General features: G+C 68.3%; 9 protein-coding genes and 1 pseudogene. 8 read left to right on the forward strand and 2 right to left on the reverse strand.

Features of this window, described 5'->3' with window-relative positions; all coding sequences use genetic code 11:
- Nucleotides 1-156 precede the first annotated feature (156 nt).
- Nucleotides 157-1,733 (reverse strand): annotated as a pseudogene (locus ACRXBZ_RS38980) (IS1182 family transposase).
- Nucleotides 1,734-1,843: 110 nt separating this feature from the next.
- Here ACRXBZ_RS38980 and ACRXBZ_RS38985 point away from each other — a divergent pair.
- From ACRXBZ_RS38985 to istB, 7 genes are all read left to right on the forward strand, one after another.
- Nucleotides 1,844-3,100 carry an IS701 family transposase gene (locus tag ACRXBZ_RS38985; RefSeq protein ID WP_433881252.1) on the forward strand — a complete coding sequence of 419 codons (1,257 nt, stop codon included), beginning with the start codon at nt 1,844-1,846 and terminating at the stop codon, nt 3,098-3,100.
- Nucleotides 3,101-3,282: 182 nt separating this feature from the next.
- On the forward strand, nt 3,283-4,977 hold the full coding sequence (locus ACRXBZ_RS38990; protein WP_433883350.1) for a tyrosine-type recombinase/integrase: 1,695 nt from the start codon (nt 3,283-3,285) through the stop codon (nt 4,975-4,977).
- Nucleotides 4,949-5,557 carry a hypothetical protein gene (locus tag ACRXBZ_RS38995; protein ID WP_433883351.1) on the forward strand — a complete coding sequence of 203 codons (609 nt, stop codon included), beginning with the start codon at nt 4,949-4,951 and terminating at the stop codon, nt 5,555-5,557. Before ACRXBZ_RS38990 ends, ACRXBZ_RS38995 begins: the two co-directional genes overlap by 29 nt.
- Nucleotides 5,558-5,762: 205 nt before the next feature.
- On the forward strand, nt 5,763-6,347 hold the full coding sequence (locus ACRXBZ_RS39000) for a hypothetical protein (protein ID WP_433883352.1): 585 nt from the start codon (nt 5,763-5,765) through the stop codon (nt 6,345-6,347).
- Between the two features lie 398 nt (nt 6,348-6,745).
- Nucleotides 6,746-7,171, forward strand: a complete 426-nt coding sequence (locus ACRXBZ_RS39005) for a hypothetical protein (RefSeq protein ID WP_433883353.1) — start codon at nt 6,746-6,748, stop codon at nt 7,169-7,171.
- A gap of 348 nt (nt 7,172-7,519) precedes the next feature.
- The gene (istA, locus tag ACRXBZ_RS39010) at nt 7,520-8,902 is read left to right on the forward strand and encodes an IS21 family transposase (protein WP_433877707.1); all 1,383 of its coding nucleotides are present in this window, start codon (nt 7,520-7,522) and stop codon (nt 8,900-8,902) included.
- A gap of 20 nt (nt 8,903-8,922) precedes the next feature.
- Nucleotides 8,923-9,774, forward strand: coding sequence for an IS21-like element helper ATPase IstB (istB, locus tag ACRXBZ_RS39015; protein ID WP_433880700.1), 852 nt, complete (start codon nt 8,923-8,925; stop codon nt 9,772-9,774).
- Between the two features lie 146 nt (nt 9,775-9,920).
- Here istB and ACRXBZ_RS39020 read toward each other — a convergent pair whose 3' ends face one another.
- Nucleotides 9,921-11,231 (reverse strand): helix-turn-helix domain-containing protein, encoded by a 1,311-nt coding sequence (locus ACRXBZ_RS39020; protein ID WP_433883354.1) that lies wholly within the window; start codon nt 11,229-11,231, stop codon nt 9,921-9,923.
- 156 nt (nt 11,232-11,387) lie between these two features.
- On the opposite strand from ACRXBZ_RS39020, the gene ACRXBZ_RS39025 reads away from it, so the two are divergent.
- Nucleotides 11,388-11,510: a hypothetical protein gene (locus tag ACRXBZ_RS39025; RefSeq protein WP_433883355.1), complete on the forward strand. Its 123-nt coding sequence runs from the start codon at nt 11,388-11,390 to the stop codon at nt 11,508-11,510.
- The last annotated feature ends 56 nt before the right edge of the window (nt 11,511-11,566 follow it).

The following is an 11,566-nucleotide window of genomic DNA, read 5'->3' on the forward strand; positions in this document are numbered from 1 at the left end:
GGCGGTTCTGGGGACAGTCGCCGCAGGGACGGAGGCGAGAAAATTGACGAGCAGTCCCGCAGCAAGCCCCTATCCGCGCGTGGCAGTGCGGTCGGGGCGGGCGAGAGAGCACCTAGACGGGCCGGTGAGGGCCCGGTCCGGCCGGTCGGCCGCTGGTCAGGCGGCCGAGCCCGCCAGAACCCAGACTCCTGCCGTGCGAGATAGCCCGCGGCCCACGAGATTGCGCAGGTTGAGCCCGGCGGTGCGACGAGTGAGCCAGGCATGGTTCTTGGTGGCGCCGCGATAACGGAGTTTGAGACGACGGCCGCCGATGCTGGCGATCTGGGAGATGACCCGTTCCACGTTGGGCCGGAACTTCCGGTACTTCTCTCGCAGTTCGGGCTTGTCTGCCCAGTCACGGCGGGCTTGGCGCAGCAGATCATCTCGTTGGTGCAGAACGATTTTACGGCCGGTCTTGGACTTGGTGCAGCGCGCACGCAGCGGGCAGTCGCGGCACAGCGCGCCGAAGGTCGCCACCCGGTTTTTCTGACTGATCGGGCGGGTGTTACCGGCCGGGCAGCTCACCGTGCCCGCGTGCTCGTCGACGGTGAAGTCGTCGACGGTGAACCCGCCCTCCACCGGCGCTTGCACCGGTTTCGGCTTGATCACAGCCTCGTCGGCGTCGGTGTCGTCGATCGCGCCACGCAGATCCCCTGTGCCGTAGGCGGAATCTCCGTACCACTCGCAGGGATCGTCCTCGGCGTCGAGGAACTCCTCGGCCACCGCCGGATCGGAGTTCTCCGTCCCAGCGGCCTTGGTCAGCTTCTCGTCGGTGATGATCCCGGTCTCGGGCTCGGCCGCCACGTGCGCCCGATCCCGTCGCGGCGGTTCTCCGGCGACTTGCGGGTATGCCGCGCATCCGGGTCCACCGTGGATATCACTCGATCCGGGGCGACCCGCCGCGCGATCCGCCACCGCCCATCAGTGCCATCCGATCCTTCCGCCGGTTCGACATCCTGACCGGCGACCAGCGCCAGCAACGCCACCGCGACCTCCGCATCGCCCTCCAACTCGGCCTCCGTCAACACCGCCACCAGCGCGCCTGCGTCGTTGACCAAGGCCGACACCAGTGCGTCCTTGGCCTGCGGGTCATCCCAGTCAATCCTCGGTTTGCCCGGCTGGCTGTAGTCATGGCCGGTGCACACCTGTGCGATCCGCTCGGCTGCGCCAGGAACCTGCCGGGCCACCCGCCGGATCGCCGCAATCAGCTGGGTGACGGTGTCCTGAGTGGCCACCGCATCAGCCAGGATCGTGGAATCCACCGCCCGTTTACGCCGGCCGCGCAGGATCCCGGTCTGCTCGATGACGTCCTTGACCGCGTCATTGATCCGGTGGGGCCGATCCGACGCCGCCAGCCGTTTGCGCCAGTACACCAGGGTCGAGGCATCAAATCCCTTGTGGTCCAACGACATTCCGGTCGCGACCTTCCACCGCAGATCACACCGCGCGGCGTCGGCGGTCTCCCGATCCGAGTAGTCATGCAGCGTCTGCAACATCAGGACCGAGGCCATCACCGACGCCCGGATCGACGGACGTCCCCTCCCCGAGGGGAACAGGTCCTCGAACTCCCCATCGGGGAACACATCCTGACGATGCTCGGCCAGGAACGCGAACACACTGCCCGCCGGCACCAGATGACCGACCAGCGCGTGAGCGTCCAGCAGTTCCCGGTCGGCACGTTCCACACCCTGCATAAACCGATTCTCCCAGCTCAAGCCCAGATTCCTGGGAGACACGCCGATTATTCAGCGGCCTCCTAGTAGGGCTTTGTTAGTTGTTGATCAGGGTGTGCGATGATCTTGGTGTGCTGGCTGGAGAGCTTGATCAGGTCCGGGACCGCTTGGAGGACTTCGCTGGGGAGTTGTTCACGTCGTTTGCGCGTCGTGAGCAGCGGCTCAACGGTGGGCTGTATCTGCGGGGGTTGATGCTGGACGGGCGGCGGAAGTCGATGCAGCCGATGGCCGAGCGTCTTAATGTTGATCATCAGCGGTTGCAGCAGTTCATCACGTCCTCGACGTGGGATTACGCTGCGGTGCGGCGACGGTTGGCCAAGCGTGCGGTCGATGTGGTGGCACCGGATGCGTGGGTGCTGGATGACACCGGCCATGAAAAAGACGGGGATGCCTCGCCGGGGGTGGCGCGGCAGTACACCGGCACAGCGGGCAAGGTCACCAACTGCCAGATCGCGGTGAGCTTGCACGCGGTCACCGACGTCTGCTCGTCGGCGTTGAACTGGCGGCTGTTTCTGCCGGAGTCCTGGGATGACGACTGCGCGACCGGCGCCGAGGCCGAACGCATCGCCGTCCGGCGGGCGCGGTGCGCGATCCCGGCGGAGGAGGGGCATCTCCCGAAATGGCGTCAGGCACTGGACATGATCGACGAACTCGCCGCGTGGGGACACACTCCGCCGGTGCTGGTCGGCGACGCGGGTTACGGGGACAACGCGACCTTCCGGGGTGAGCTTGCCGATCGGGGCCTGTCGTATGTGATGGCCGCGAAAGCCTCGACCACCGCCCACCCTGCGGATGCCGTGCCGGTGACCGCCGCGTATAGCGGGCGTGGCCGCCGGCCCGTGCCTCGCTACCCGGACCCGCCGTCGACGCTGCGGGGGCTGGCACTGGCCGCGGGGCGCGGCAGTCTGCGGCGGGTGACCTGGCGTGAGGGCAGCAAGAAGACCGGTGGTAATCCCACGGCGAAGATGCGCTCCCGTTTCCTGGCGCTGCGCATCCGGCCCGCCAACCGCGATATCCCCAAAGATGCAGGCGGCAACCTGCCGGAATGCTGGCTGGTGGCCGAATGGCCGCCGCATCAGCCCGCGCCCACCGACTACTGGATCTCCAACCTGCCCGCCGACACCCCGATCCGCACGCTGGTGCGGTTGGCCAAGATCCGCTGGCGCATCGAACACGACTACCGCGAACTGAAAATCGGCCTGGGACTCACCCATTTCGAAGGACGCTCCTTCACCGGCTGGCACCGCCACGTCACCCTCGTCTCCGCCGCGCACCTCTTCCTCACCGAACTCAGGTTGACAAGCCCAAAAGCACCTGGGGCGGCCTGACCCTCTACAAGATCCTCCATGGACTCCAGGTACTGCTGGCCACCTGGACAGGCCGATGCCCCACCTGCCACCAGAAACCACCATGACGATCTAACAAAGCCCTACTAGTGGTGTTCCTGCCGCCCTTGGTGTGTTGACTGAACTACCGGGGGCGTTGCTGCTGGGTGGGGTGCGGCGCGGGGGTGGGATCGTTGCTGTCGCTGCCCGTGATCGGACAGGAAGATCCATCTCGGGATCTGGCGTCGCTGGTGGTGCGGCGGGTGGGGTCGCTGGTGGAGACCGGCGATCCGTGGGATCCGTATCGGCTCGTTGATCCCGACGGTGGTGTGGTCGGGCCGGTGGTCGTATATCTGCGGGAGTTGCAGGCGGCCGGGCGGCCGGCGACGACGCAGCGGTCGTATGGCTTGGCGTTGCTTCGCTGGTTCCGTTTCTTGTGGACGGTCGAGGTGGCGTGGAATGAGGCAACGCGCGTTGAGGCGCGCGATTTCAGCCGGTGGATCCAGATCGCGGGCAAGCCGGCCCAGCCGCATTGGCGATCGCCGGACGCCGAGCCGACGGTCTCGGTGCGGGCTGGGTCGCCGAATCCGGTGACAGGGAAGCAGTCGCCGGGACGCGAGTACGCACCGGCGACGGTGGCGCATTGCGAGAGCGTGTTGCGGCATTTCTATGCACTGCATCTGGAGGCGAGGACCGGGCCGCTGGTGAACCCGTTCCCGCTGGCGCGCACCGGCCGCGCGCACGCTCACCACAATCCGATGGAGCCGTTACGTGGTGAGCGTGCCGGGCTGTTTCGGCCCCGGCTGGTGACGCGGATTCCCCGGCAGATCCCGGACGAGATGTTCAACGAGGTGTTCGCCCGGTTGTCCTCGCATCGCGATCGGGCCTTGGTGGCGTTCTGGATCTCCACCGGGGCGCGGGCCTCGGAGCTGCTGGGCGTGCTGTGTTCGGGCGCGGATCCCGGCCAGCAGCTGATCACTGTGGTGCGCAAGGGATCGCGGGCATTGCAGCCGTTGCCGGCTTCGCCGGACGCGTTCGTGTGGCTGCGGTTGTATCAGCAGCAAATGCACGGCCTCGTTCCCGCGGGCGGTGACGATCCGTTGTGGTGGACGCTGCGGCGCCCGTTCCGGCCGTTGACCTATCACGCCGCGCGGGCGATGTTCGTGCGCGCGAACCAGGCGCTGGGCGCTAACTGGCCTTTGCATGACCTGCGGCATTCGGCCGCGTATCGGCTGGCCCGCGATCCACAGATGCCGATCACCGATCGACGTGCAGTGGGTCCTCGGACACGCTCATTTATCGACCACACAAAGGTATGTCACCCCGACCGCCGAGGACGTCATCGAAGGCGTGCTGGCCCACCACCAGCGCCAGGCCACGCAGAAGGCGGCACCGCCGCCGGCGCAGGATGTGCTGCGTTATCGGCCGGAGTCGCTGGACGTTCTGTTCGGTCGGGAGCGGCCGTGACCACCACGAACGCCCCGGCACCGGCTGCCGGGCAGCCGGTGCGGCAGTTGAACGCGCAGGTGTCGGCGTTGTGGGCGAAGTTTCCGCCCCGCCCGGTCCCGGATGCGTGGGAGGCCAGGCGCCAGGACCGGGGCACGGTGGTGCGCCGCCTGCTGGCCCCACCGTTTGCCGCCGACACCGCCAACAAGCGCTACTACCGGAAAGTGGCGCTGCTGAAGGTGTTGGACTGGTTGGAGCGGTATCCGGGCCGGACCTGGCAGGAACGCTGGAACGCCACCGGTGCCAGCATCGACGGGCGCGTCGACTGGCGGGCCACCGTCCTGCGAACTGCGAGACGCCGGACGGCTCGCGCAGCGGGAGGAGAAGATCAGCTCGTTCCTCGGCATGGGCGTGACCCAACTGGTCTGCGGTGACGTGCTCCGGCCGGATCCAGGCTGGCTGATGGTCACCGCCGCGCCCAGCCAGCTCGGCCAGGAGATGGCCCGGGTTCGCGACCCCGACGGGTTCGCCGCGCTGGCCGCGGCGCGGCAGGCCAGCGCGATCGGCTACTCGACCGCGATCCCCGCGCTGGAACGCGTCGCGATCATCCTGGCCGCCAAGGGCGGCCAGGTGCGGGACATCACGCCAGGGGATTGCCTGGAGCTGCTCGAGACGAGCTACCGGGTGTTTCCTGGCCCGATCACCTCCAGCCGGCACAGCCCGTTCTTCTACCAGCTGCTGCACGCCGTCGGCGTGTTCAGTCCCGAGGCGCCGCCCACCGTCCGGATGTTCAACCCGCGCTTTCAGGGCCAGCTCTCGGCCGAGCAGCTCATTGACCGTTACCAGTTGGCCTGTCGGCCGGTCCGCGACCTGCTGGTGGACTACTTGCGTGAACGTCAGCCGAGCGTGGATTACAACACGCTCACCGGACTGGCCACCGCGCTGGGATTGTGGCCAGGCCACGTCCGAGGCGCTTGTGCTCGTGGACGACGAAGGCGACTGCGACGCCGGTAGCGCGCATCTCACGGGCCAGGGCCACTGCCTTGTCCAGCTCGGGCCGGGTGGTGGCGCGAGTGGAGATCTTCTCGGAGAAACCGGGTGGGCTGAATGTCACCAACGGGTGATCTCCGGGAGATTATGTCAGGAAACCCCGACTGCTGTTCCTCTCAAGCCATAGCGTGACCGGGACGACACACCCTGTCATGTGAAAGGACGTTTCGTGAGCCACTTCTCGCGTGTTACCCGGCGGGCACTGGCCCTGGTGGGCGCCGGTCTGCTGTTCGGGGGGCTTGCCATGGTGACGGCCACCGGAGCGAGCGCCGCACCGGCGGCGGAGATCATCATCATCGACGGTTACACCCAGACGGTGAAGGAATCCGCGGGAACCCCCGTCTTGTGTCCAACCAACCAGGTCCTGCTCGGCAGGGCGCACTACGGCGATGAGAACGGCAACACCACCTACTACTGCGGCCTGATCCTCATCGATGGGCAGCAGGTCCAGGTGAGCGCCCCACACTGGAGCGATTCCCAGCGGGAGAGCAACTCGTTTTTCACAGCTTCGCCCGGCGAGGTCCTGGTCGGCCGCCAGCACTCCGGCGACGAGAACGGCCAGACGAGGTACGCGACCGCCTCCATGAGCGCATGGGGACAACCGGTGGAGCTGACCTCCTACCGCTGGAGCGCGGGCCAGAAGGAAAGCAACAGCTACTCCAAGGCAGGCGAGTACGAAGTCATGGTCGGCCGCCAGCACTCCGGCGACGAGAACGGCCAGACCCAATACCAGTACGCCAGGATCGCTGACTGACAAACCAGCCGCCGCGCATACGTGGGCAACCTCAGGTGTGCAAGCCGAGGCCCTGGCCGTCCAGCCAGGGCCTCGCGCGTGTCACATGGCCGCTGCCCACAGGTGGGTAGGGCCATCGGCCCAGGACCGTTGGTTTCGAGACCGTCAGGTGGGGCGTTACTCGTCGTCCGGTTCCGGGGGTTGCGGCGGTTGTTGGTCGGAGAGACCGCCGAGGTTCAAGCTGATCGACGCGCTTCGTCGAGGTTCATAGCCAGGATTGCCGCCAGCGGCGGCTGCTGTCGAGCCTCGAAGTCCGCTGCCTGGACGGTGCGAGGTCGGGCAGGCCCTCGCGAAGGTCGAGCGCTACCTGGCACCGCTGCAAGCTCGCCATGAACACGGTCAAGGCATAACCGCAGGCAGTGCGTGGCCTATGTCGCCTGGCTCTTGGCAAGCACGCTCAGGATCATCCCGACGCCTTCGCCGATGTCGTCGGCGCCGAGGCCGCCGTCACCGCGTGGCGACGGTCGCTGCCGCGCGCCAAAGCCAGCCCCTCCACACTCAACCAAGCCCTCGCCTCGGTCACGTTGCTCTACGAGAACGGCGCGCAGATGCGCATCCAGGTCAAGCGAGCACGGGTGCCACGCCCCGGCGAGCCCGACGCGCTGACACCCCACCAGCAGGGCAAGGTCGAGCGCGCGGCCGATCGCCGCGGCGCACGCGGCGCGGCGATCAACCGTAGTCCTGCTCTACGCCGGAGCACGAGCGGAAGAATGCGCCCGGCTCGACGCCGGAGACGTTGCGATCACCGCCCGCACCGGCGAAATCCGGTTGCACGGCAAAGGTGACGAAGTCCGCACCAACCCCCTGCCCGCCCGGGCCCGCAAACGTTCTGACGGCCTGGAATCGACGAACGCGGCAACGAACCCGGCCCACCGTGGGTCGGCCAGCGTGGACCATTGAGCGGCTCCGGCATCACGAGCCGGAGCCGCCAAGAAAGCCGTCGTCGAGCAGATCTTCGAACAGTAAGCACCACTGGTCAGCAATGGATCAGTGCTGGTGACGGCGCTCAGGTGAATCTCCCCAGACCTGCTCATTGAAATTCCCCACCCGGCGTGGCTCCGCCGAGACGGGCGGGGCTCCTTCGAGTCTGGCGGTCTCTGACCACACACCAGCTCGAAGGAGCCCCACGTCTCATGCTCACACGGGAGGAAGACATCGACGCGCACGCCCTGCGTGCCCGGGGTTGGACGATCTCGGCGATCGCCCGTCACCTGGGGCGGGACCGCAAGACCATCCGCGCTTATCTGTCCGGTGTCCGCGAGGCGGGGGCGCGTGCCCGCGCGAGGCCGGATCCGTTCGAGCGGTTCGTGGCCTACTGTTCGGCGCGGCTGGCCGAGGACCCGCATCTGTGGGCCACCACCCTCTACGACGAGCTGCACGAGCTGGGCTATGCGCACTCGTATCCGACGCTGACCCGCCAGATCCGCGACCGGGGTTTGCGTCCGGCGTGTGAGCCGTGCCGACCGGCGAAGGGCCGGGCGGTGGCGGTGATCGAGCACCCACCGGGGGATGAGACGCAGTGGGACTGGCTTGATCTGCCCGACCCACCCGAGCACTGGGGGTGGGGTGGATGCGCGCATCTGCTGGTGGGGGCACTGTCGCACTCGAGCCGGTGGCGCGGTGTCCTGTGCCCGAGTACTGATCAGCCGCACCTGATCGATGGGCTGGACCGGGTTACCCGCGCGTTGGGCGGGTTGACCCGGGCGTGGCGGTTCGACCGGATGGCCACCGTCATCAACCCCGAGTCCGGTCGGGTGCAGGCCTCGTTCTCGGCCGTGGCCAAGCATTATGGTGTCGCGGTGCGGGCATGCCCACCGCGGCGAGGTAACCGCAAGGGAGTCGTGGAGAAAGCTAATCATGTTGCGGCGCAACGGTTCTGGCGCACCCTGCCTGACGATGTCACGCCCGAGCAGGCCCAGCAGCGGCTCGAGGCCTGGTGCTCCACGCGCGGTGACACCCGGCTGCGCGCCACCGCGGATGGCAAAGCCAGCGTGGCCACCGTCGCCGCGGCCGAGCCGCTGCGCACCCCACCCGCGGACCCGTTCCCGGCGACCCTGACGGTCACCAGGATCGTCTCGGCGCAGGCGCTGGTGTCCTTCCGCGGCAACCGCTACAGCGTCGCCCCCGAACTCGCCGGCGCCACCGTCACCGTCTCCCACCGGCTCGGCGCCGGCCACGTGGATGTCGCCACCGAGTCCGGGACGGTGATCGCCCGCCACACCCTGGCACCCGAGGGCGCCGGCGTCATGGTCCGCGACCACGGCCACGTCCTAGCGCTCGAGAAAGCCGCCCTGGCCGCCACCACCACCGCGCGGCCGCACCGCAGCAAGCAGCGCATCCCACCCGGACCGGACGCACGAGCAGCCGCCGACGCCCTGCGCGCCCAGCGCACCGACACAGCGCCGACCAGCGGCGTGGACGCCAGTGGTGAGGTCGTGATCGATCTCGCCCGCTACGCCGCCGCAGCCGCCGCCCGCACCACCCTGCCCCCGGCCGACCCGGCCGACGAGAAGTAACAACGAGAGAGGAAAACACAGTGACAGCAACAAAAACAACCTCGAACACGACCCTCGACGCTGCCCCGTCCACACCGGCGCAGGCCAGCCTCTACCAGCAGCTGCGCGGTCACCTCGCGACGCTCAAGCTGCACGCCGCCGCCGAGGCACTGCCCGGTGTCCTCGAGTCCGCGACCGCCGAGGGTCTCACCCTGACCGCCGCCCTCGAACGGCTCTGCTCCATCGAGGTGTCCGCGACCGAGGCCCGCCGCCTGGCCGGCAGGCTGCGCTTCGCCTCGCTGCCCACCCCCGCCACCCTGGAGGACTTCGACTACGACGCCGCCCCCACCGTCGATCCCAAGCTCATCGCCGAGCTGGCCACCTGCCGCTACATCGAGTCGGCCACCAACGTCCTGCTCATCGGCCAGCCCGGCCTCGGCAAAACCCACCTCGCCGTCGGGTTGGCACGCAAAGCCGCCGAAGCCGGCTACCGCACCTACTTCACCACCGCCGCCGACCTGGCCGCCCGCTGCCACCGCGCCGCGATCGAAGGCCGCTGGGCCACCACCATGCGCTTCTTCAACGGCCCGGCCCTCCTCGTGATCGACGAGCTGGGCTACCTCCCGCTGCCCGCCGAGGCCGCCTCCGCGTTGTTTCAGGTTGTCTCCCAACGCTATCTGAAGACCTCGATCATCCTGACCAGCAACCGCGGCGTCGGATCCTGGGGCGAGGTCCTCGGCGATACCACCGTCGCCGCGGCCCTGCTCGACCGGCTCCTGCACCGCTCCGTCGTGCTCACCCTCGAGGGCGACTCCTACCGCCTCCGCGACCACCAAGCCCGCGCCGACACGCTCCGCAAAACCACCACCGGCACCCACCAACCGCTACGCTAACCACCGCCCCCGAGTGGGGAATTTCAGCGAGCAACTCTGGCCAAAATCAATTAGCGGCGTCACTGGTCAGGACCCAAACGTTGCTCACACCGCGAAATATCCGGCTCTAGCGCGTTTCGGTAGCCCTGTCGCGGTTCGCGTGTTGGCTACAGAGTGACGTGCGCGCGCCGGGCAAGCCCCACCAATTCCGGCATTCCGCCTCGCCGTGGCGAGGTGGCCAGGGAGCTGATCAGCCGACGCGCCGAGCTGCGAGTGTGGACCTCGCCGGGTGCGTGGTGCTCAGCGAGCACCAGGGCTCGATAGGCGTGATCGTCGTGGCCGTGCTGCTGCCATACCATCGCGAGATCGACCAGGTAGCGGCCCTTGCGTTCGGTGGTGGGCAGTGCATCGAGGCGAACCTGGCGGGCCGCGTCCAGCGCTGTGGCGGAGTCGCCCAGCTTGAACGCGCTGCTGATCTGGTGGGCGAGTGCGTAGTCACGCGCCTGCTGTAGCTGGTGGTGGTCGTCGATGTGGGCAGCCACGGACGCTGCTTCGCGGTAGCACTCCACGGAGCGTTCCCGGTCACCCCGGACGGCCGCTGCGTATGCGGCCACGCACCACAGTTCGACCGCGTGCCGCCACGTGGCCGGGCAAGCCTGCTGGGCGAGTGGGAGGTCCTCGATCGCGCGGATGCCGACCCGTTCGGCCTGCTCGTAGTCACCGATCCGGCGGGCTGCGGTGGAGAGCACTCGCCGGGCCTGCGCTAGCACCAGGGGATCGCCGGCCTGTTGCGCGCGGGCAACGGCGCGGTCGGCTGCCATCGGCTGCACCCCGGAGACCAGGAGTTTCGCCAGCGCGTGCGCGGTGAGCTGGTAGCTGGCTGAGGCCAGCGCTGCGGCTTCGGTTGTCGGTGCCTCAGTCATGGTCGCTTCAGCGGCGGAGATCAGCCGCGGGAGTTCGTCGGCCAGCCACACGTAGCGGCACGTGTCGTATCCGGCCCGCGCGCGGTCCAGGCGCGCTCGCAACTCGTCCACCGGCATTGGCGCGGCGCTGGCGCCCGTGGTGCTGAACAGGCAGGCCGAGATCCGCTTTTCCAGCAGTACTGCCGGATCCGGCTCGGCCGCCGCAGCAGGTCGGGTGAACGCGGCCGAGACGCCGAACGCGCTGGCCGCGCTGAGGAATGCACGACGGTCCACCGGGCCCTCCGAGGTGCGTATGTCCAGGTTGGACGCCAGGGTAGGCGACTGATCGGCAAGTCCAAACATCGACGGCGGGACACCGAGAACGTCAGCGAGCTGGCTCAGCACAGCGACGTCCCGGATCGGTTGTGCCCCGGTCTCAGCCCTGGAGACCCGCGTCTTGGTGTAGCCGATGCGGCGCCCCAGCTCGTCCTGGGTCCAGCCCTTGGCCTGCCGGGCCTGCCTGATCAGGTGCCCCATGCCCGCCTGCCGCATGCGTGCCTCCAGTGATCGCGTCATGGCTCACCGTAGCGGCGCAGGGGGCGGGTCAAGCTGAAATGCCTGATCGGCAACCGATGTGCGTAACCGGCACAACGAATTCCAAGTGCTGGTCATTTTGCGGTTACGTGGACATCGCCGCCACGACCACACGACCGCAGAGGGAGGTGACCAGGGATGGATGACGACCTGTTGTTGAGCGTGGAGCGGCTGCACCAGGCGCAGAACCGCGATCGCATGGCGATGACCTCGGACGGCAGCGATTCTGGCGAGACCAAGGACCCGCCTCCGGGAGCCTAGGACACCGCCAACCAAAAGGGGTGCGGGCCCTGGCACGGCCGTGCTCTGAGCCCTGC

The organism is Saccharopolyspora hattusasensis (genome assembly GCF_050972075.1).
Lineage (GTDB): Bacteria > Actinomycetota > Actinomycetes > Mycobacteriales > Pseudonocardiaceae > Saccharopolyspora > Saccharopolyspora hattusasensis.

Coding starts and splice junctions, on each gene's coding strand:
- ACRXBZ_RS38995 (WP_433883351.1), top strand. CDS start 4,949: ATGGGCGTGACCCAACTGGTCTGCGGTGACGTGCTCCGGCCGGATCCA.
- istA (WP_433877707.1), top strand. CDS start 7,520: ATGCTCACACGGGAGGAAGACATCGACGCGCACGCCCTGCGTGCCCGG.
- ACRXBZ_RS39020 (WP_433883354.1), bottom strand. CDS start 11,231: ATGACGCGATCACTGGAGGCACGCATGCGGCAGGCGGGCATGGGGCAC.
- ACRXBZ_RS39025 (WP_433883355.1), top strand. CDS start 11,388: ATGGATGACGACCTGTTGTTGAGCGTGGAGCGGCTGCACCAGGCGCAG.